The following is a 21,629-nucleotide window of genomic DNA, read 5'->3' on the forward strand; positions in this document are numbered from 1 at the left end:
CGCTTAGCGCTCTACAGTTTCCATAAGAAACGCTTCGATAATGTCGCCCTCTTGGACGTCATTATAGCGTTCCAAAGTTATGCCACATTCATAACCTTGCGCCACTTCTTTGGCATCATCTTTGAAACGTTTCAAAGTATCAACCTTACCTGTGAACACTACGATTCCGCTACGGATCAAGCGCATTTCAGCATTACGGGTAATTTTACCGGAAGTAACCATACATCCTGCAATGGTACCCACTTTGCTGATTTTGAACACGCTGCGAACTTCGGCGTGACCGATAACATTCTCTTTATAGATAGGATCGAGCATACCTTTCATGGCACTTTCGATTTCTTCAATTACATTGTAGATAATGTTGTGCAGACGAACATCTACTTTTTCTTGCTCAGCAGCTGCTTTGGTCTGTGCGTCTGGACGAACGTTAAAGCCGATAACGATAGCATTCGATGCTGCTGCAAGCGTAATATCGGATTCAGTAATCGCACCAGCACCGCTGTGAATGATCTTCACGCGCACGCCTTCCACTTCGATCTTAGCCAAAGATCCTTTAAGCGCCTCGACTGAACCTTGTACGTCAGCTTTGATAATCACGTTAAGGTCTTTGATCTCGCCATCTTTAATGTGCTGGAACAGATCATCCAAAGTTACACGGGTGTTCGTATTCAGCTCAGATTGACGTTGGGAAGTAGAACGTCTATCAGCAATCGCACGCGCTTTACGCTCGTCTTCAAAAGCCATAAACGGATCGCCAGCTTGTGGCACCTCAGTCAAACCAGTAATTTCTACTGGAGTAGATGGTCCAGCTTCTTTGATCTTACGACCTTTATCATTGACCATCGCACGTACACGTCCGAAGCAGTTACCTGCTACAAAGGCATCGCCGACTTTCAACGTACCGTTCTGAACGAGTATACGAGCAACTGGTCCACGGGATTTATCAAGCTCAGCTTCTATAACAGTACCGCGTGCCCGTTTGTCAGGGTTCGCTTTGTACTCATTAACTTCAGCTACGAGCAGGATCATTTCCAGCAGTTCTTCCAAGTTAATACGTTGTTTCGCAGAGAGGTTAACGAAGATGGTATCTCCACCCCACTCTTCAGGAACAAGTTCATAACTTGTAAGCTCTTGCTTCACCTTATCAGGATCTGCACCCGGTTTGTCGATTTTATTAACAGCGACAATAATCGGAAGTCCAGCAGCCTTAGCGTGTGCAATAGCTTCAACGGTCTGAGGCATAACACCGTCATCAGCAGCTACTACGATAATTGTCATATCCGTAACCTGTGCACCACGAGCACGCATAGCAGTAAATGCTTCGTGACCAGGTGTATCAAGGAACGTGATTTTCTTTTGGTTGATTTCGACTTGATAAGCACCGATGTGCTGAGTGATTCCGCCGGCTTCGCCTAGCGTCACATTGGTCGAACGAATAGCATCAAGTAGTGTAGTTTTACCATGGTCAACGTGACCCATAATAGTAACTACTGGAGGACGAGTCTGAAGATCCTCTTCATTGTCATTCTCTTCCACTGTTTCGAAGCTGTCCTCGTCAACAGGAATCTTCACTTCTACTTCTACGCCAAATTCAGCAGCGAGTAGCAAAATGGTGTCGATATCAAGTTCTTGGTTGATGGTAGCCATAACACCCATCGAAATCAGCTTTTTGATTACTTCAGAAGCATCCTTGTGAAGCAATTTCGCTGTTTCACCAACGGTCATGCTGCCACGAACGATGATTTTCTTAGGTGTGTTATCGATCTTCTCGCGGTGTACCATTGGCTGGTTCTTGCCACGGCCATTCTTACCACCACGACCGCGGTAGTTACCACCTTTACCATCATCGAAACGTCTTTGATTATTATTCGGTCTGCCACCAGTTGTGTTCTTTTTAGGACCTCTGTCATCACCGCGTGTGAAACCTCCGCCTGTGCCAGATTGACCTTGTGGACGGCTGTCAGTGCGTGGTGCACTGCTTTGTCCTTGCGGACGGCTGCCACTTGTGTTGCTGCCTTGTGGACGGCTTCCACCAGTGTTGCTGCCTTGTGGGCGGCTACCACCAGTATTGCTACCTTGCGGACGGCTGCCACCAGTATTGCTACCTTGTGGACGGTTGCCGCCAGTATTACTGCTTTGCGGACGGCTGCCACCGGTATTGCTACCTTGTGGGCGATTGCCGCCAGTAGTGCTGCCTTGCGGGCGGCTGCTGCTAGTACTGCTAGTACTGTTAGTACGTGGAGCACCGCTTTGTTGCGGACGTGCATTCTGCGTTGAACCTGTTTGTGTTCTGCGGGAATCTTGTCCGCTTTGGGGCCTTGGGGACGTCGTCGATTGGTTGTTGTTTTGGTTACTGTTCATACCTACCTGCTTTTCCTGTTGATTTTTGTTGGCATTCTGAGCACTTTGAGGTTCGGCTGTTACCGCACCGGTTGTTACCGGCCGGCTGCTGGTGCCGGTATCCCGCTTGGCTGCAGCGTTTGATTTGATATCCTTAAAGAACTGTTCAACTTTGTTCACGGATCCATTCTCCATGACACTCATATGATTATTCACAGGGACATTCAAACGCTTCAGAATAGTAATAATTTCTTTACTGCTCATGTTTAGTGACTTGGCGTATTCGTACACGCGCAATTTATCTTTGTTCTCTTCTTTAGTCAATAAATCCACCTCCGACAGTATCTCCGAGTTGCTTGGAGATCATTTCCGCGAATCCTTTATCCGTAATGGCCAGTACTACACGCTGGTCTTTACCAATACTTGCACCGAGTTCATCCCGGTGAAATGCGATTACTAGTGGAATATCGTAAGTTCCGCATTTATCACGGAACTTTTTTTGGGTATTATCTGAAGCGTCACCTGCCAGAACGACCAGCTTCGCCTCTGAAGACCGTACAGCTTTGAGTACAGCCTCGTCACCGGTGACTATCTTGCCTGCTCTCATGGCAAGCCCTAAATAAGAAAGCGCCTTACTCATTATCCTCACTATCCTTTGCTGCTAGAAACTGCTCTTCCACGGAAGTAAACTCCCGGGCTAGCTGGGCGTAGATTTCAGGACTCACTTGACATTTCAATGCACGGTCAAGTGCTTTGTTCTTTTGTGCCAGCTGAAAGCATTCAAGCTTGCCGCATATGTAAGCACCACGGCCTGACTTCTTGCCCGTCAGATCAATCAGCACTTCACCTTCAGGCGTTCTTACCACACGAATCAGCTCTTTTTTAGGCATCATCTCTTGGGTAGCAACGCATTTACGCAGCGGCACTTTTTTTTGTTTCATAACAAACGCCTCCCGTCAAGCAGGTTAATTAATCTATGGAGACGGAATCCTGATGCATTTCATCAATAGAAGATTTCGGTCTGCCGTATTCCTGCTCCGCTTGAGTTTCACTCTTGATATCAATCTTCCAGCCGGTAAGTTTAGCGGCAAGACGTGCATTTTGCCCTTTAATACCGATAGCCAGTGACAATTGATAATCAGGAACGATAACTCTCGCCATCTTCTCCGCTTCAAAGACTTGAACTTCAAGAACCTTTGAAGGGCTAAGTGCATTCGCAACATATTCCTGCACCAGATCAGAATAACGGACGATATCGATCTTCTCACCGCGAAGCTCAGTAACGATGGTCTGAACGCGTGTGCCTCTTGGACCTACGCAAGAACCAACGGGATCTACTTCTGGATTGCGGGAATACACAGCAATCTTCGAGCGGAAGCCAGCTTCACGGGCTACAGAACGAATCTCAACTACACCATCAAATATTTCAGGAACTTCAAGCTCGAACAGACGCTTCAGTAATCCAGGATGACTGCGGGAGAGCATAATCTGCGGACCTTTTGTTGTATTCTCAACTTTTGTGATATAAGCCTTGATGCGTTCGCTTTGTTTGAACTTTTCACCTGGCATCAATTCGCTAAGCGGAAGAACCGCTTCGATTTTACCAAGATCAATGTAAATGTTCCGCATATCTTGACGTTGAACTAGTCCAGTAACGATATCATCTTCTTTGTCGATAAAAGCATTATAGATAAGTCCACGCTCTGCCTCGCGAATTCGTTGAGTTACAACCTGCTTAGCAGTCTGTGCGGCAATACGTCCAAAATCACGCGGTGTCACTTCAAGCTCAGCGATATCTTCCAGCTGGAAATGCGGGTTAATTTCTCTGGCTGCCGGCAATGAGATTTCAGTCCTTGTATCCAGGACCTCCTCAACAATTAACTTGCGGGCAAACACTTTAATGACACCTGTATTGCGATTCATGTCAACACGCACGTTCTGTGCTGCATTGAAATTACGTTTATAACTAGAGATCAGCGCCGCTTCAATCGCTTCAAACAGCACATCTTTACTGATGCCTCTCTCCCTCTCCAGCTCATTCATTGCTTCAATAAACTCCATACTCATGAATTTCCGGCCCCCCTTTCAAGACGTTAAAAAATAATGGCCAATCTCGCACTTGCGACCTTGGCGTACGGTACTACATGTTCTTTTTTGCCCGCGGAGATGAGCAGTTCCTCGTTCTCGAACGAGAGCAAACGACCTTCAAATTCTTTGAGTCCTTGAATCGGCTCATAAACAGTCACATACACGTCCTTACCTACCGCTTTAGCTACATCCGCAGCTTTTTTGAGAGGACGCTCTGCTCCCGGCGAGGAAACCTCAAGGAAATATGCCTCAGGAATAGGATCATTCTCATCTAACTTCTGACTGAAATATTCGCTAATGATCCCGCAGTCATCAATATCAATGCCGCCTTCTTTATCTACGAATATACGCAGAAACCAATTGGAGCCTTCCTTCACGTATTCAACGTCCACCAGTTCGAAACCATTGTCGTCGAGATAGGGCCCGAGCATCTGCTCTACCGTTTGTTTAATTTTAGATTTGGGTGTGCTCAAAAGAAAATTACCTCCACGAACTTGTCTTTTGCTATATACCAAAGATAAAGAGTGGGTTTCCCCACTCTTTACACAACGGACTTATCTCATTATTACCAAAGAAATTATACCATAGGGAAACTGGACTGACAAGTGCTAGCCCTTGACTCCCCCTTTGGAGCACTCTTTTCTAGCCATGAAATAAGTGTTGTTAAAGCCTTTAAAATAGGGAAAGTTGATTGCTTTCCGGTAAGCCGCGGAAGCAGCCCATGCCGGTCAGCAGCTCTATAACCGTCTTACTTGCCTTTGATTTCTGCTGGAAATCTTCAATAGACAGGAACTCGCCAGCATCTTTCGCAGCAGCTATGTTGATAGCAGCATTCTCACCAATTCCCGCTAAAGCAGAAAACGGAGGAATCAAACTCTTGTCATCAACAATAAACTTATTCGCTTCTGAGCGGTAAAGATCAATGTTTTTGAATGTAAACCCACGTGCCGTCATCTCCAAAGCCATCTCAAGGACAGGCAACATAGCCTTTTCCTTAGGCAAAGCTTGAAATCCTTTTTGCTCAATCTCTACGATCTGACGGCTGATGGCTTCATACCCCTTACAGCACAATTCAATATCAAAATCTGCTGCACGTACAGAGAAATAAGTCGCATAATATTCAATAGGATGATACAGCTTGAAGTAGGCGGTACGTACTGCAGAAATTACGTATGCAGCAGCATGCGCCTTCGGGAACATGTATTGAATCTTTAGACAAGAATCAATATACCATTGTGGGACCTTGCACTTTTTCATTTCCTCGATCCATTCGTCAGACAAACCTTTACCTTTACGAACACTCTCGGTAATTTTAAAGGCCAAGCTCGCATCCATTCCCGCTTTATAAATTAAGAAGAGCATGATGTCATCACGACAACCGATAACGGTCTTAATGTTACAAGTGTTATTCTTTATAAGCTCTTGAGCGTTACCAAGCCAAACTCCAGTACCATGAGACAAACCTGATATTTGCAGTAAGTCAGCAAAGCTGGACGGCTTCGACTCAATAAGCATTTGACGTACGAACTTGGTACCCATTTCGGGCACACCATAGGTCGCAACCGGTGATCTGATTTCGTCAGGTCTTACTCCAAGTGCATCTGTAGAGTTAAACATGCTCATTACTTTCGGATCATTCATCGGGATAGAAGTTGGATCAACACCTGTCAAATCCTGAAGCATCCGCATCATCGTCGGATCATCATGACCCAGAATATCAAGCTTCAGCAAATTCGCGTCAAAAGCGTGATAATCAAAGTGTGTGGTCTTCCATTCAGCATTGACATCATCCGCCGGGAATTGTACTGGCGTAATATCTTCTACCTCCATATAGTCTGGAACAACGACTATACCACCCGGATGCTGTCCCGTACTACGTTTAACGCCTGTACAGCCAGCCGCCAGACGGCCAACTTCAGCTCCACGCCAACGTTTCTGGTGAAGTTCTTCGTATTTTTTTGCAAATCCGAAGGCTGTCTTCTCAGCTACGGTACCAATCGTTCCGGCACGGAATACATTTTTCTCACCAAACATTTCTTTGGTAAAGTTATGTGCATTCGGTTGATATTCCCCTGAGAAATTCAAGTCGATATCGGGGACTTTATCCCCCTTAAATCCAAGGAAGGTCTCGAACGGAATATCCTGGCCTTCACCTTTGAGCTTCAGACCGCAATCCGGGCAGACTTTATCTGGTAAATCGAATCCGCTCCGCACACTACCGTCCAGGAACCATTCATTATGGCGACACTCGGGGTTTAGGCAAATATAATGCGCAGGCAAAGGATTAACTTCTGAAATTCCTAGAAATGTAGCTACTACAGATGAACCTACGGAACCCCGCGAGCCTACGAGATACCCATCCTGATTTGACTTTTTAACGAGACGTTCAGAAATCAAATAGTTGGCAGAGAACCCGTATTTAATAATCGGTGCAAGCTCTTTCTCCAAACGGGCAATAACTACCTCAGGCAGCTCTTCACCGTAAATGGATTTGGCAGTATTGTAGCAGGTCTCGCGAATTTCTTCGTCCGCCCCGTCAATAATTGGTGTAAATAGCTTATCTGGAAATAGCTCCAGTTCTTCAAAACGCTCCGCCAGCTCAACTGTATTTGTGACAACGACTTCCATCGCTTTTTCAGCACCAAGAAATTCGAATTCAGACAGCATTTCATCTGTTGTGCGGAAGTGTGCATCCGGTTTGCGTTGGTCTTTAAGCGGACTAAAGCCCGTGATCCCATTAATCGTAATATCACGATACAGCTTGTCCCGGGGTTCAAGATAATGTACATTCCCCGTTGCGATAACAGGTTTATTCAACTGTTCCCCTATTTCGCAAACCTTCCGGACTACATCGCGAAGCTCATCAGGGCCTGCTACAAAGCCCTTGTCCACCAAGTGCATGTACATGGTCAATGGCTGAATCTCCAGCACATCATAAAAATGAGCAACCTCCATGGCTTCCTCAGTCGTTTTGTTGAGTACTGCTTCAAAAAACTCTCCACGTTCACAACCGGAAATCACTAGCAGTCCATCTCTATGCTCTTCCAGCTTGGATTTTGGAATACAAGGTACACGTTTGAAATATTCCGTATGTGACATGGAAATGAGCTTATAGAGATTCTTTTTCCCTATTTGATTTAGTGCATAAATATTACAGTGGAACGGTCGTGTGTTCGAAAGATCATTACCCACATAATCGTTTAGTCGATCAAGGCGGGTCATGCCCTTCATCTTTTCAGCATCTGCGAGCAATCCTGTTAATATACCGCCGAGTGCTATGGTATCATCAATCGCACGGTGATGGCTTTCCAGAAGAACTTTATATTTATCGGCTAATGTGTTCAGCCTGTGATTCTTCATGCTTGGATATAGTAACCGCGCGAGCTCAAGCGTATCAAGAGATGGATTCGGAAGCACAGGTTCACCTATTTTACGTAACGAGGCCTGAATAAAACCCATATCAAATCTGGCGTTATGAGCTACAAGGATACTGTCACCCACAAATTCAACAAACTTACGCAGCACTGGTTCAAGATCAGGAGCATCCTTAACCATTTCATCCGTAATATTGGTCAATTGCTGAATATGATAAGGGATTTTCTCATGCGGATTAACAAAAGTAGAATAACGGTCTACTTCTTTGCCTTCGCACATTTTAATGGCCGCCAGCTCCGTAATATTATTGCGGGTAATCGATAAACCCGTGGTTTCTATATCAAACACTACATAGGTAGCTGTCTTCAAGTCCAAAGGCTGAGCGTTCTCAACAATATTCACAGAGTCATTCACAACATTAGCTTCCACGCCATAAATCATTTTTATCTTATGCTTATGAGCTGCATGGTTTGCATCAGGAAAAGCCTGAACGCCGCCATGATCAGAAATCGCAATCGCAGGATGCCCCCACTGGGCAGCTGTTTTGACATAGGTAGTGATCGGAGTGACCGCATCCATCGTACTCATCGTAGTGTGAAGGTGGAATTCCACCCGTTTCTTAGGAGCTGTATCTTTACGCGCAGGCGGTGCCTTAACTTCCGTTAAATCCGAAGGGATCATCACGAGCTCAGGAATCTGCATAAAACGGTCATATTCTACTTTCCCGCGTGCTCTTACCCATTTGCCATTAGCTAGCTGACTCATAACCTTCAGATCATCTTTAGTCTTCGCGAACATCTTCATTTGTAGAGAATCCGTAAAATCGGTCAGACTGAAAGTGAACAAGGTACTGCCATTGCGAAGCTCCTTACGATCCAGACCAAAAATGGTACCCTGAATTGTAATTTTCTTCTCTTCATCTTGAATTTCAAGAATCGGCACGGCCTGTTCCTTAATTTCATACCCCACTTGAAGCTTAATTACTTCATTAGGATCGCTATCATCAGCAGGAGCTTCTGTTTCCACAGCAGTCATCATCTGCTCAACGATCTCGCGTTGTTCTTGCTGAAGCTTTTGCTGAAATTCTTCGAATGCTTCAACATTATTATTTTCGTTCTCCGCCATTAGTAATTTAACCTTTAAGGAGAGACCGAAATACTTATCATAAAATTTAATAATTGCTCCATCGATGCTTTTTTTGCGAGCTAACTCCATCGAAGTGGAATCACTCATCGTTAACATTAAAGTATCCTCTTTAAGCTCCTGCGAGGAGCGGGTCAGCCAGCCGTTTACCGATGGAATCTCCCGATGTACCCACTCCAGAAACAGTCCCCAATATTCCTGGACAAGCTCCGCTCTGCTAACCTTCTCATCATATAGGAACAAAAAGCTTACTTTAGCTATATGCTGTAGCTTCTCACGCATTCTAAGGCAAAATGTCCGATATACCTGTGCTGGAACCAGACTATCTTTCGCTATAACGATTTGCCAGTCCCGGTTGCCACGACTGATCTCAACACGTTCTATATACCCATCCAAAAAGTAGGGGTCCATGATTGCAGGTGGAATTTCACCCTGCTTCATCAAGAGCTCGAACCTTTTTCTTCTCTCCTGGTTTTGTTCCATGCTTTCCTCCCACCTTTAATAACCCAGTTAAAACTATCCATGATATACAGTGAAAGTACAATATGATAAGAAGAAACGATGTAGTCGACTTTTAAAGACGACAACTGTTTCTCGTAAAAATATAAGAATTTATAGTGAAAACCTATAAATTCTTATATTTTAAAAAGCTTCTGGGTTCAAAAAGCATTGGGTTCTTACGGCCCGCCGACTCCTCTCGCCAGAAGCTAAATTAAAATACTACAAGACTGTTGATCGGTGCCTAAAGATTAATATGCCTTTGCAAAAACCACAGTATGCTTGGCTGGTTGGCCACAGCATATGCAGACTTGCTTAGTCTCCGCTGGATCAAAAGGAATATTGCGGCTACCCGCACCTGTCTCTTCCTTAACTTTGGACTCGCATTCTTCGGAACCACACCATCCCGCTAGAGCAAATCCACGTTTTTCGTCCATCGAAGCTTTCATTTCCTCCAAGGAATCCACAGAATAGAAATGGTCCTCACGGAATTTCAGCGCACGTTCGAACATTTCATTGTGAACCTGTTCAAGCATTGTTTGAACCTCTTCTACGAGGTTTTCCTGTTGAATAACCTTCTTCTCACCGGTGACACGTGAGACGAGAACGCAGACGCCATTCTCCATATCGCGTGGTCCAAGCTCCAAACGTACTGGCACTCCACGCATTTCATATTCATTAAACTTCCAGCCTGGGGTAACATCTGAACGATCATCTACACGTACACGAACGCCAGCATTCTTCAATTCCTTAAACAGCTCGTCCGTCCGCCCAATCACAGCTTCGCGGGTCTTAGGAGGTCCGATAGGAATCATAATAACTTGCGTTGGAGCTACCTTAGGCGGCAGAACAAGACCGCGGTCATCTCCATGTACCATAATCAAGGAGCCAATCAAGCGAGTGGTTGAGCCCCATGAAGTAGTGTGTACATACTCCAAATTATTGTCACGGCTTAAATATTGAATCTCAAAAGCTGTGGCAAACTTGGTGCCAAGGTAATGTGAAGTAGCAGCCTGAACAGCGCGTCCATCCTTCATCATCGCTTCAATAGAATACGTATCTACCGCACCGGCAAAACGCTCGGAAGGTGTCTTTTGTCCGGTAATAACCGGAATGGCAAGATAGGTCTCGACAAAATCACGGTAGTTATCCAGCATCCGCATAGTTTCTTCACGAGCTTCCGCTTCATTCTCATGCGCGGTATGCCCTTCTTGCCAAAGAAACTCAGTAGTGCGGATAAATGGCAATGTACGTTTCTCCCAACGAACCACGTTCGCCCATTGATTGATAAGTACAGGAAGATCACGATAAGATTGAATCCATTTGGAGTACATGTGGCCGAACATGGTCTCTGAAGTAGGACGAACTGCGAGACGTTCCTCAAGTACGTCACCACCCGCTTCTGTTACCCATGGCAGCTCTGGATTAAAGCCTTCAATGTGATCCTTTTCCTTCTGAAAGAAACTCTCTGGAATGAACACTGGAAAATAAGCGTTTCGATGCCCAGTTTCCTTGAGTCGACGGTTCATTTCCTCCTGAATATGCTCCCATATTTCATAGCCTTCTGGCTTAAATACAATACAGCCACGAACAGGAGAGTAATCCATCAAGTCTCCTTTTTTAATAACATCAATATACCAGCGTGAGAAATCCTCGCTTTGCGGCGTGATTTCCGTAACGAATTGTTTATCTTTTGCCATGTAATGGAATGCCTCCCGAAGAAAATTAGCCGCTGATCAAACGTAAAATATCATTATACGTAACAGCAATCATTAATAAAAATAGCAGTGCAAAACCTACAAAGTGAACCATGCCTTCATGACCCGGATCCACAGGTTTGCCACGCAGTGCCTCTACACCTAGGAATGCCAGACGGCTTCCATCGAGTGCCGGAATCGGCAAGAGGTTAAATATCCCCAGATATAGACTCAAAATAGCGGCCCAGTATGTAAGATACTGAATACCTTGTTGAGCAATTTGACCGGTTACTTCAAACGTACGAACCGGACCTCCAATATCATCCATATTGAATTTATTGATCAATTGTTTAAAGCCCAAAAAGATAGCTTCTGTCGTATCGACCATAGCTTTTCCTGAACCTGTTATCGTCTCGCCAAAACCAGCTTTACGAGTAGGCAGCTCAGGAGTGATGCCTATTTTACCGCCTTCTTGCCCTTCCATACTACGAGGAACTAGCGTAACGTTAAGGGTTTCCTCTCCCCGCTGCAGCGTCCAGTTCATTTCTTTCCCTTTGGACTCCGAGGTCAAGCTAATCATTTTTTGGTAATCAGCACCGATCTTCTCACCATTGATGGAGACAATGATGTCGCCCTTTTGGAGTCCTGCTTCTTGCGCAGGCATTCCTTCGGAGACGTCGCCAATCTTAACAAAAGTAGGATTTTCAACTTGAATACCGACCATTTGCAAATGGATGGCGAAGAGTACAAAGGCTAACAGAAAGTTCATCACAGGACCCGCAACAATAGCCAACGCACGCTGACCCACGGTCTTGCTGCCGAATTGACGATCTTTAGGTGCAATTTGTGTCTGTTGCGTTCCTTTAATCATCATCGCTTGCGGATGAACATCATAAGTAGTAACTTCTCCGTCCACATCTAAGGTAATCTGCAATTTATCCTCGAGATCGGTATTCAGCGCCTCACCACGGATAACATTTCTACGGGTGTCTAGTGCATCCAGATAAATGTTTTTAACTTTATTGTCTTGTCCGAGCCTTACCGCAATGGTCTGTCCAGAACCAATCTCGACAATCTCAGGATCTTCACCAGCCATACGGGCATAACCGCCAAAAGGCAGTAAGCGAAGAGTGAACTGAGTCTCATTCCGTTTATAAGAAAACAGTTTCGGACCGAAACCGATAGCAAATTCCCTCACGAGAATACCGGCGCGTTTGGCAAAATAATAGTGACCCCATTCGTGTACAGTCACAAGTACAAAAAACATGAGCACCGTTAAAAAAACGACCTGAACCATTTCCAAACGTATCATCCCCCTTTAGGTGTAAGACCGAAGTATGTCCTCTTAATTTATCATTATTCTCCGATCAGGCACAAGAGAATCAACTGTCCCAACCTATTTTTAGGGCAAAGTAAGTATTTCCAGTCAAGCAATAACACCATCGGTGTCCCTTAAGGAGTCGGTACGCGTTTACGCGAGAAATATAAGGATACTGTATAAAGTGAAACTTATACTTTCTTATATTTCTAAAAGGAGATCTTTCAACGTTCTACAGCGTAGCTGCCAGTTCTCGAACACGTCTATCACAGGATTCAATTTGTTCCAGATTCGGATTATGCTCGTTATTATGACGATCTAGCACTTCTCCGATAATCTCCTCAATACGCAGAAAAGAGATCTCATGACTCAAGAATCGAGCAACAGCTATTTCGTTCGCAGCATTAAAAGCCGTAGTCGCTGTTCCACCAGCTTTTCCACAATCTATCGCTAGCTTCAGTGCAGGGTAACGTTCAAAGTCCATTTCACGGAAGGTCAAACGTCCTATCTCTGCTAACGACAAACGCTGTGCCGGAGATTCCCAACGAGCTGGATAAGTAAGTGCATATTGAATCGGGACACGCATATCGGGATTGCCAAGCTGGGCAATAATACTGCTGTCACGGAATTCAACATAAGAGTGAATGATGCTCTCCGGGTGCAGCAGCACATTCACTTGTTCATACGGAAGACCGAATAACCAATGCGCTTCAATAACCTCTAGGCCCTTGTTCACCATTGTAGCAGAATCTATCGTTATTTTCGCGCCCATGCTCCAATTCGGATGACGAAGCGCATCTTCTACCGTCACATCCTTAAGCTGATCACGCGTAAAGTCACGGAATGAGCCGCCGGATGCTGTTAAAGTAATATAGGCAATATCTGAGATGTTCTCGCCATTGAGACATTGATAAATAGCTGAATGCTCACTATCAATCGGCAACAGCTTAACTCCCTTACGATTAGCAAGATCAGTGACCAAATGTCCGGCCGTTACTAATGTCTCCTTATTGGCGAGTCCAATATGTTTGCCAGCTTCAATTGCCGCTAGTGTTGATTGAAGCCCTACGCTTCCCATAACAGCCGTTACGACCATTTCGGCATCGCCGCCAGCCGCCACTTCAACAAGCCCTTCATTCCCGCTGTAAAGCTCTATACCAGAAGGTAGGCTGGATCTAATCTCATCTGCCAGCTCTTTCGTTGCCACAGAGACTCTACGCGGGTTAAAACGACGAACTTGCTCCAGTAATAATGTTGTATTTGTTCCGGCCGCCAAGCCATCTACTTCAAAAGAGTCTGGGTGCATTGCGATGACATCTAGAGTCTGAGTGCCGATCGAACCCGTCGAACCTAGAACACTTATTTTTTTCATAGTTATACTCTCTCTCCCTTCGTTTAATAGTAAGGCATAAGCATTACAATATGTACGAATGGAAATACGATAATCCAGCTGTCACATCGATCAAGAATACCGCCATGCCCTGGCAAAAGTGTACCTGAGTCTTTAATGCCATACGCACGTTTATAAGCTGACTGCACAAGATCTCCAAGCTGTCCTAATATCGCACAAGAAAGCCCAATAAGCAATGCTCGTCCTATCGTCAAGTGTTCAGGAGCAAGCAGCGCAAACACGATAGAAATAAGCATCGAGATCAGTACCCCGCCAACAGCACCTTCCACCGTTTTGTTAGGACTGATGGCCGGCCAGAGCTTGTTCTTGCCAAAGCTTCTGCCTACAAAATATGCCCCCGCATCACTGCCCCAAATGCAGAACAGGAGCAAAAAAGTCCAGAACAAACCATGTCCGTCATCCGATGCACGAGCCACGGCCATATAAGAGAAGCCCATTCCAATGTATACAATACCAGTAAACAGCAAGGCTGTTACTCGAATATCTAATTTATTTTTAGTAAAAACGGTGACCAGAAGAAACAATAACAGCAGAATCCAAATCCCTTGCTCCCAGGACAACGGCTCATTAACACCAAGCAAATTCCATGGGATCATGAAGCTTAGAATAGCTGCGTAACCCAGAACAGTAGTACCGGAAAGCGTAGGAATACCTATCATTTTGACAAATTCATAAAAACCTATAAGAGCCATAGCAATAAGCAGAACCTGATACGGCCAGTTTCCCAGTACACATAACCCTAAAAATAATACTCCGGCAACAATTCCGGTAATCAATCGCTGCTTCAAAGGTTCCATCTCCTAACAAGCTACTTCAGTCCACCATAACGGCGTGTTCGTCGTTGATATTCAGCAACGGCCTGATGCAAATGCTCTTTGTCGAACTCAGGCCAGTACACATCAGTAAACCACAGTTCACTATAGGCAACCTGCCATAACATAAAATTGCTAAGCCGAATTTCTCCGCTTGTACGTATCAGCAAATCAGGATCGGGTAAACCAGCAGTTAATAGTCTGTTGTTAATCAACTCTGATGTAATTTCTTCTGGCGACAATATACCAGCTTGGATATCTTTCCCTAAGCTGCGCATACAGCCTTCTATTTCATTGCGTCCACCATAGTTAAGAGCAAAATTTAAGATCAATCCAGTATTCTCTTTTGTTCGAGCTACCGCCTCTTCCATAGCCTTACGGGTATATGAAGGTAAAGCGTCAGCGTCACCCATCATGCGTACTTGAACATTCTTCTCGATTAGCTCATCAAGCTCAATCGCCAGAAACTCCCCAGGCAAACGCATCAAGTAATCGACTTCTTCTTTCGGGCGTATCCAGTTTTCTGTCGAGAACGCATACATCGTTAAGTATTTAATACCTAATTCGTCTGCAGCGATCGTAGCACGTTTGACAGCCTTCATGCCGTTCTGATGACCCATAACGCGCGGTAAGCCGCGCCGTTTAGCCCAGCGTCCATTACCATCCATTATCACAGCCACATGCCGGGGAATGTTATCCGGTGAAATCTCGACTGACTGTTGCCTGTCTTTACGGCTCAGCCACGCTTGAATCCGTTTGATCATTTCCGTTTCCTCCAAGCTCTTATCAGAAAGAGACAAACCCCACCATTAACGGAGGGGCCTTAAGTCTCTTGAATATCATTAAACTTCCATAATCTCTTTTTCTTTGGAAACAAGCACTTTGTCAACTTCGGCTATGAACTTATCCGTTGTTTTTTGAATGTCTTCCTGATGTCCACGGGACTCATCTTCAGAGATACCGTTTTTCTCCATCTTTTTAATATCATCGTTGGCATCACGGCGAATGTTGCGGATCGCAACTTTCGCTTCTTCACCAAACTTTTTAGTCAGCTTAACCAAGTCCGTCCGACGCTCTTCAGTCAGCGGAGGGATAGAAAGACGAATAATGGTGCCGTCATTGGCAGGTGTCAATCCGATATCGGATTTCATGATCGCCCGTTCAATATCAGACATCGATGTTTTGTCCCACGGCTGAATCAACAGTGTCCGGGAATCCGGAGTACTAATGTTGGCCAGCTGATTAATTGGAGTAGGTGCCCCGTAATATTCAACTTGAATACGATCGAGAAGTGATGTTGTTGCACGTCCTGCACGTAATGTTGCCAAGTCCCGTTTCAGCGATGAAATCGCTTTTTCCATACGCTCTTCAGCATTTTTTTTGACCGATTGTGGCATTAATCTACACTCCCTTTAACAATCGTTCCGATCTTCTCACCGAGAACGACACGTTTGATATTGCCTTGTTCTGTAATGGCAAATACAATGAGCGGTATATTGTTATCCATGCATAAAGATGAAGCTGTTGAATCCATAACACCGAGGTTTTTGTTCAGAACATCCATATAAGTAAGCTGTTCGAATTTCTCAGCGGTACTATCTTTGAACGGATCAGCAGAATATACTCCATCAACCTTATTTTTCGCCATCAGAATAACTTCTGCTTCGATCTCTGCCGCTCTAAGTGCTGCAGTAGTATCTGTTGAGAAGAATGGGTTACCTGTGCCTGCTGCAAAAATAACAACACGGCCCTTCTCCAAGTGGCGAATCGCACGACGACGAATGTATGGTTCAGCAATTTGCTGCATCGAGATCGAAGTCTGTACTCTTGTTGGCACATCGATTTGCTCCAATGCATCCTGCAGTGCAAGTGAGTTCATTACTGTTGCCAGCATGCCCATATAATCTGCAGTAGCGCGATCTATGCCGCTTGCGCTGCCCGCGATCCCGCGCCAAATGTTCCCCCCGCCACAAACAATCGCAACCTGAACGCCAAGTTCTACAACTTCCTTGATCTGTTCAGCGATGGAAATAATCATGTCGGCATCAATACCATATCCGTTTTGTCCTGCCAAAGACTCTCCACTTACCTTAAGGACTACTCTCTTAAATACCGGCTGTTCCAAATGTATACCCTCACTTTCTGCAAAAGACGGAACACTACGTGTACGTGTTCCGCTCTTCTGATGCTTGCCTTTATTCAATTCTTCACATTTATGATGAAACTATTATTGATTAACTTGTGCCATAACTTCTTCAACAAAGTTATCCACTTTCTTTTCCAAACCTTCGCCTAGTTCAAAACGAGCAAAACGACGGATCGAGATGTTTTCTCCGATGGTGCTGATTTTTTCATTCAACAATTGGGAGATTGTTTTGTCAGGGTCTTTAACGAAAGTTTGCTCAAGCAAGCAATATTCTTCGTAATATTTACCAATACGTCCTTCAACCATTTTTTCAATGATTTTCTCAGGCTTACCTTCGTTCAAAGCTTGAGCTTTCAGGATTTCTTTTTCTTTCTCAACATCTTCTTGTGGAACTTCTTCACGACGAACATAACGTGGGTTTGCTGCAGCGATTTGCATAGCGATATCGCGAGCAAATTCCTTGAAGGAATCTGTTTTACCAACAAAGTCAGTTTCGCAGTTGATTTCTACAAGTACACCAATACGGCCGCCAGCGTGGATGTAAGATTCTACAACACCTTCAGTAGCAATACGTCCTGCTTTGTTTGCTGCTGCGGACAGACCTTTTTCACGAAGTAATTCTGCTGCTTTAGTGATATCGTTATTAGCTTCTTCAAGCGCTTTTTTACAATCAAGCATACCAGCGCCTGTTCTTTCACGAAGTTCTTTTACTGCTTTTGCATCAACTGCCATTGTTTATTCCCTCCAGGTAATTGTCGTTTTCTTACATTATTCAAGGCCTTTATCCTAAAAAAAGGGCAGTGAGAGGTTATCCACCTGCCAACCACCCTTTTCATTTAAGTTCTTGTATGTGTTAGTCGCTACTTAAGCAGTAGTTGTGTCTTCGCCTTGGTGAGCTTCAACAACAGCGTCTGCCATTTTACCAGTCAACAATTTAACAGCGCGGATAGCGTCGTCGTTACCTGGAATTACGTAGTCGATTTCGTCTGGATCACAGTTAGTATCAACGATAGCTACGATTGGAATACCCAATTTGCGAGCTTCTGCAACTGCAATACGCTCTTTACGCGGGTCAATGATGAACAGCGCGCTTGGAAGACCTTTCATGTTCTTGATACCGCCCAAGAATTTTTCAAGACGATCTTTCTCTTTGCGAAGAAGGATAACTTCTTTCTTAGGTAGTACTTCAAAAGTACCGTCTTCTTCCCAAGATTCCAATTTCTTCAAGCGATCAATACGCTTTTGGATAGTTTGGAAGTTGGTAAGAGTTCCGCCCAACCAACGTTGGTTAATGAAGAACATACCGGAACGTTCTGCTTCTTCTTTTACGGAATCTTGAGCTTGTTTCTTTGTTCCTACGAATAGGATTGTGCCGTTGTCACCAGCGACGCTTTTTACAAAGTTGTAAGCTTCCTCTACCTTTTTGACTGTTTTTTGCAAGTCAATAATGTAAATTCCGTTTCTTTCAGTGAAGATATAACGATCCATCTTTGGGTTCCAACGACGAGTCTGGTGACCGAAGTGTACCCCAGCTTCTAGAAGCTGTTTCATGGAGATTACTGCCATCTTCACACACCTCCTAAGTTTGGTTTATTGTGTGTCTCCTCCGCCATGCGTCATCTTTCAGCAAGACTTTCTTCAGAAGAAAGCACCCCTTGTCGAAATCAACCGGCGTGTGTTTTAACACCGTCAATTACTATACCATATTATCTCAGTGTATGCAACGATCACTTTAAAGTTATTAATTTCTCTATTATCGAGTCAATACTTTCTCCCTTATTAAAGCTATAAGAACCGGATTGAATTTTGGTATTAATCTTACGTTTGTTTGCAGCCTCTAGAAAAGTAGACTTATCTTTAATGACGCCAGCCTTCGCTAAAATATCTGTTGTTGCGGTCAATGTGCTGCCAGATGGAATTCGAACAGAAACACTAGCATTTGCTGTGACTTTAGGCGTTACAGGAGCTACAGCGGTTGGAGCGGCACTGGCCTTTGGAGTGACCTTTGGCTGCTCAACCTTGCCGTTAGTAGGCGTAGATGGCTTGTTCGGCGCAATGGCTTTATCAGAGCTCTCAGGCGTTGTAGGTGACACTGCCGGCGTGGGGGAGGCTGCAGCAGCCGGCGCAGAGGGGCTGACGTTCTCCTTGCTTTCTGCTGTCGCCCCCCCGGTCTCTGTGACTTCCTCTTTATTATCATTCTCAGTTTCCCCTGAGGAAGGTACTGCAGCTTCATCGATGACTTTCATATTCAGTTTCTCCGCACCCTGTAGAACTTGTTCTTTGGTAAGTGGAGCCGCTCCACCGGAGATCATTAATTGAAGTAATAAAGCGCCAGTAATTAGTCCTGTGCCTAGCCCGAACAAGAATGAACGGTTCTTAATCATACCGATTCCTCCTGTTTGGCAAGTTGCAGAATCAGTTGCACTTCCCCTCGCTGAAGTCCAGCTGTCTTGGCAATGGAGTCTATCGATTTGCCCTGCTCATGCAGTTCAAACAATCTTGGGTAACGTAATTTTATCGAACTAATAGGTTTCGCTTTCACATCTGGCGACACTGAACTCATCTCTGCTGGGAGAGACGGATCTTCGTTTACACCAACTTTAACCTTCGAACCTTGTTCAACCGACACTGCAAGTTCTTTCAAACTCTTTTCTTCCTCGGCCACTCGTGCTTCTAGCTTTAAAGAGCTGTTCTGCAACTCTACCACTTGACTCTGTAATTCATTAACCTGTCCCTGCAGTACATTATGATTAGTTTGCGATTGTTGTTTAATACTACTAACTAATTGTACCAGTTCCTCATTCTCGCGCTCTATGTCTGCCATATATAGCTCAAGCGCAGCCTCTGTATCTTTGAGGCTTTGCTGATTAGCTTTTCCTTCCTTTACACGTGCGGGAAGTAAAAGGGCATAAAGAATAGCGGCGACACCTACTAGCACAATATAAACCCATGGTTGCAAGTGCCTTATCTCCTTTTACATATCAGATGTAGATTCGTGTAGATTCTTATTAAAGACTTAGATCAATGCGTTGGCCTTTGTAAGGATGCTCAGCATCACGGGTTGCAGGCGGGTTCGAATGTTTATCTGACGAAGAATTGCCACCTGAATGCTGATTGCCTTTTCCACCGCCATCCCGTAAAGCTGATTCAGAAGACTCATCCACTTCAGTGCTCCGCATGGCCAATTCCTGACTTTGTTTTACATTTTGCCCAGCCAATTGATGTTGGTCGATAGCAGGACGTTGCTGAGATTCATTCTGAAGCTTGCCCGCCTCCGTGGTGCGAGGCAAAGCAATTTGCAGTTCCACCGGTTTTAGGCTCATCTTAACCCTTCTCTCACAAGTAATGGCCGGCCGCAAATGCTGCCCGCCCGATTAATTGTACGGCGTTAAAGATATATCCCCATCACTGTAAATAAACACAACCCGCTCCGTAGCATCCTTAACAAATCGGGTATATCTGCCGATCATGATCTTTGAACCGCCATAAATGGTTTTGATAACCTCAACTCTCGCTCTACCTGTATCTTCTAACATTCTTTCTATCTCTAGCACCCGTTCTTTAATTCTTTTTTCTTCACGTTGATGGGATTGTTTTGTAGCATTTAATTTGACGCGAAGCGCCACTTTATCCGCAGGGAGCTGACCGTTAGTAGCCAATTGATTTAATAGATACAAAGCTTTAGAGGTTTTATCCTCGTTCTCCAGCAGCTGCCGCAGCTCTTGACGAAGTTCATTAATCTCATTTCTAAGCTCTGGAACCACGCCTACCTCAATCACAGTCGCAGTGGACATGGTGTTACCTATAGTTCTTGCTACAACTCTTTCTCCAGACTGAACGATTCCACCCACAATCAAACCTTTAGAGCCGTTACAGATAACATCTCTACCAGCACGTATATTGGAGTGCATAATACTCTGAGAAACAATTACATCTTCCCCAGCGGTTACGTTTCCATCTTGAATGAAAGAAACCTTCACACTTTTTCCAGCGGTAACTTGGCCTTTGTTATATCCGATAATTCCACCAGTAATTTCAATGGAGCCCCCAGAGATTAACTCTGCACCTTCAACGCCGCCTACAACCCGAATATCACCGGCAGACTTTACCGTAAAGCCTGAAAGGACATTCCCACGTATGACGACTGTACCTACAAAATCAATATTTCCAGTGCCGTAATCGACATCACCATTCACTTCATATACAGGAAACACATTGATTTTCCCGTTATCAGTTAACGTGACCAGTCCATCAATCGCTGCGTACATCGAAGTGCCATCGTTATCAATGAGTACATTTTTCCCGATTTTAAAATGAGCTTCCTTTCCAGCCTTGAAAGCAAGCTCATCACCAGTTACAGTCATCCCTAACTTTCCAGGCTGGGCAGGGATAATTTTAGCTATTAACTTTCCTTTAAGCACATTACGAAGCCGGACCAAGTCCTTGTAGTCGACCTTACCATCCGCTTTCTCAAGCGGTTTGCGGTCCTCTTCCAGATCAACTGTAAGCATAACTCGTCCATCTGTGCCATGCACAGCAGGATAACCTGCAGCAATCGGAACTTTACTCCAAAAAAACTCCTCAGGATGACTACTAATACGTTCGACAACATCACTCTTGATACCGTAGCGAATATTGTGACTGTGCAGGAAGGCTTCCAGTTCTGTAGATGAGCAGGAAAAATTCTCATCCTTTTTGGAGAACTGCAAATACGCGATTCCTTTGTCCTCCGAAAAAGTTATACTCAAGTACTGATTCAAAGCATATTGACCGATCAAATTTTGCTCCCCCTTGTCACCGC

The 21,629-nt window shown here is 44.7% G+C and carries 19 protein-coding genes; all 19 read right to left on the bottom strand.

From position 1 onward, the window contains the following. Positions 1-3: 3 nt before the first annotated feature. On the bottom strand, positions 4-2,664 hold the full coding sequence (infB, locus tag NSQ91_RS19310; RefSeq protein WP_076127844.1) for a translation initiation factor IF-2: 2,661 nt from the start codon (positions 2,662-2,664) through the stop codon (positions 4-6). After that, a complete protein-coding gene (locus tag NSQ91_RS19315; RefSeq protein ID WP_036688466.1) occupies positions 2,657-2,980 on the bottom strand; it encodes a YlxQ family RNA-binding protein in 324 nt (107 codons plus the stop codon). Before NSQ91_RS19315 ends, infB begins: the two co-directional genes overlap by 8 nt. Beyond that, a complete protein-coding gene (rnpM, locus tag NSQ91_RS19320; RefSeq protein ID WP_036688467.1) occupies positions 2,973-3,281 on the bottom strand; it encodes an RNase P modulator RnpM in 309 nt (102 codons plus the stop codon). The genes NSQ91_RS19315 and rnpM overlap by 8 nt, the downstream gene beginning before the upstream one ends. Positions 3,282-3,309: 28 nt before the next feature. Continuing rightward, positions 3,310-4,407 carry a transcription termination factor NusA gene (gene nusA / locus NSQ91_RS19325; protein WP_036688470.1) on the bottom strand — a complete coding sequence of 366 codons (1,098 nt, stop codon included), beginning with the start codon at positions 4,405-4,407 and terminating at the stop codon, positions 3,310-3,312. A gap of 26 nt (positions 4,408-4,433) precedes the next feature. Continuing rightward, on the bottom strand, positions 4,434-4,901 hold the full coding sequence (gene rimP / locus NSQ91_RS19330; protein ID WP_076127842.1) for a ribosome maturation factor RimP: 468 nt from the start codon (positions 4,899-4,901) through the stop codon (positions 4,434-4,436). A gap of 199 nt (positions 4,902-5,100) precedes the next feature. Then, a complete protein-coding gene (locus NSQ91_RS19335; RefSeq protein WP_076190907.1) occupies positions 5,101-9,429 on the bottom strand; it encodes a PolC-type DNA polymerase III in 4,329 nt (1,442 codons plus the stop codon). 266 nt (positions 9,430-9,695) lie between these two features. Next, on the bottom strand, positions 9,696-11,144 hold the full coding sequence (gene proS / locus NSQ91_RS19340; RefSeq protein WP_036688477.1) for a proline--tRNA ligase: 1,449 nt from the start codon (positions 11,142-11,144) through the stop codon (positions 9,696-9,698). Between the two features lie 25 nt (positions 11,145-11,169). Continuing rightward, complete coding sequence (rseP, locus tag NSQ91_RS19345; RefSeq protein WP_076127839.1) at positions 11,170-12,444, bottom strand: RIP metalloprotease RseP; 1,275 nt, start codon at positions 12,442-12,444, stop codon at positions 11,170-11,172. 247 nt (positions 12,445-12,691) lie between these two features. Next, complete coding sequence (locus tag NSQ91_RS19350) at positions 12,692-13,831, bottom strand: 1-deoxy-D-xylulose-5-phosphate reductoisomerase (RefSeq protein WP_076190901.1); 1,140 nt, start codon at positions 13,829-13,831, stop codon at positions 12,692-12,694. Positions 13,832-13,854: 23 nt separating this feature from the next. Continuing rightward, positions 13,855-14,658: a phosphatidate cytidylyltransferase gene (locus NSQ91_RS19355; protein ID WP_076127836.1), complete on the bottom strand. Its 804-nt coding sequence runs from the start codon at positions 14,656-14,658 to the stop codon at positions 13,855-13,857. A 20-nt stretch (positions 14,659-14,678) separates the two neighbouring features. Beyond that, on the bottom strand, positions 14,679-15,446 hold the full coding sequence (locus NSQ91_RS19360; protein ID WP_076127834.1) for an isoprenyl transferase: 768 nt from the start codon (positions 15,444-15,446) through the stop codon (positions 14,679-14,681). A gap of 78 nt (positions 15,447-15,524) precedes the next feature. Further along, positions 15,525-16,079, bottom strand: coding sequence for a ribosome recycling factor (gene frr / locus NSQ91_RS19365; RefSeq protein WP_076127832.1), 555 nt, complete (start codon positions 16,077-16,079; stop codon positions 15,525-15,527). Then, positions 16,079-16,807: a UMP kinase gene (pyrH, locus tag NSQ91_RS19370; protein WP_036688491.1), complete on the bottom strand. Its 729-nt coding sequence runs from the start codon at positions 16,805-16,807 to the stop codon at positions 16,079-16,081. The genes frr and pyrH overlap by 1 nt, the downstream gene beginning before the upstream one ends. 102 nt (positions 16,808-16,909) lie before the next feature. Continuing rightward, positions 16,910-17,560, bottom strand: coding sequence for a translation elongation factor Ts (gene tsf, locus NSQ91_RS19375; protein ID WP_036688492.1), 651 nt, complete (start codon positions 17,558-17,560; stop codon positions 16,910-16,912). 132 nt (positions 17,561-17,692) lie between these two features. Further along, the gene (rpsB, locus tag NSQ91_RS19380) at positions 17,693-18,394 is read right to left on the bottom strand and encodes a 30S ribosomal protein S2 (protein WP_036688493.1); all 702 of its coding nucleotides are present in this window, start codon (positions 18,392-18,394) and stop codon (positions 17,693-17,695) included. Between the two features lie 161 nt (positions 18,395-18,555). Next, on the bottom strand, positions 18,556-19,212 hold the full coding sequence (locus NSQ91_RS19385; RefSeq protein WP_076127830.1) for an endolytic transglycosylase MltG: 657 nt from the start codon (positions 19,210-19,212) through the stop codon (positions 18,556-18,558). Then, positions 19,209-19,787 carry a hypothetical protein gene (locus tag NSQ91_RS19390; RefSeq protein ID WP_076127828.1) on the bottom strand — a complete coding sequence of 193 codons (579 nt, stop codon included), beginning with the start codon at positions 19,785-19,787 and terminating at the stop codon, positions 19,209-19,211. Before NSQ91_RS19390 ends, NSQ91_RS19385 begins: the two co-directional genes overlap by 4 nt. A 49-nt stretch (positions 19,788-19,836) precedes the next feature. Further along, entirely contained in the window at positions 19,837-20,151 is a 315-nt protein-coding gene (locus NSQ91_RS19395) for a hypothetical protein (protein ID WP_076127826.1), read from the bottom strand. A gap of 51 nt (positions 20,152-20,202) precedes the next feature. After that, positions 20,203-21,606 carry a DUF342 domain-containing protein gene (locus NSQ91_RS19400; protein ID WP_036688497.1) on the bottom strand — a complete coding sequence of 468 codons (1,404 nt, stop codon included), beginning with the start codon at positions 21,604-21,606 and terminating at the stop codon, positions 20,203-20,205. Positions 21,607-21,629 lie beyond the last annotated feature (23 nt).

The sequence above is a fragment of the Paenibacillus sp. FSL R7-0048 genome, from assembly GCF_038004505.1.
GTDB classification, from domain to species: domain Bacteria; phylum Bacillota; class Bacilli; order Paenibacillales; family Paenibacillaceae; genus Paenibacillus_AQ; species Paenibacillus_AQ odorifer.

Excerpts from the sequence above, each read along its gene's own strand:
- NSQ91_RS19360 (WP_076127834.1), bottom strand. The coding sequence starts at position 15,446 with ATGATCAAACGGATTCAAGCGTGGCTGAGCCGTAAAGACAGGCAACAG.
- NSQ91_RS19385 (WP_076127830.1), bottom strand. The coding sequence starts at position 19,212 with ATGATTAAGAACCGTTCATTCTTGTTCGGGCTAGGCACAGGACTAATT.
- rpsB (WP_036688493.1), bottom strand. The coding sequence starts at position 18,394 with ATGGCAGTAATCTCCATGAAACAGCTTCTAGAAGCTGGGGTACACTTC.
- NSQ91_RS19350 (WP_076190901.1), bottom strand. The coding sequence starts at position 13,831 with ATGAAAAAAATAAGTGTTCTAGGTTCGACGGGTTCGATCGGCACTCAG.
- NSQ91_RS19315 (WP_036688466.1), bottom strand. The coding sequence starts at position 2,980 with ATGAGTAAGGCGCTTTCTTATTTAGGGCTTGCCATGAGAGCAGGCAAG.
- frr (WP_076127832.1), bottom strand. The coding sequence starts at position 16,079 with ATGCCACAATCGGTCAAAAAAAATGCTGAAGAGCGTATGGAAAAAGCG.
- tsf (WP_036688492.1), bottom strand. The coding sequence starts at position 17,560 with ATGGCAGTTGATGCAAAAGCAGTAAAAGAACTTCGTGAAAGAACAGGC.
- NSQ91_RS19395 (WP_076127826.1), bottom strand. The coding sequence starts at position 20,151 with ATGAGCCTAAAACCGGTGGAACTGCAAATTGCTTTGCCTCGCACCACG.
- NSQ91_RS19335 (WP_076190907.1), bottom strand. The coding sequence starts at position 9,429 with ATGGAACAAAACCAGGAGAGAAGAAAAAGGTTCGAGCTCTTGATGAAG.
- proS (WP_036688477.1), bottom strand. The coding sequence starts at position 11,144 with ATGGCAAAAGATAAACAATTCGTTACGGAAATCACGCCGCAAAGCGAG.
- rnpM (WP_036688467.1), bottom strand. The coding sequence starts at position 3,281 with ATGAAACAAAAAAAAGTGCCGCTGCGTAAATGCGTTGCTACCCAAGAG.
- nusA (WP_036688470.1), bottom strand. The coding sequence starts at position 4,407 with ATGAGTATGGAGTTTATTGAAGCAATGAATGAGCTGGAGAGGGAGAGA.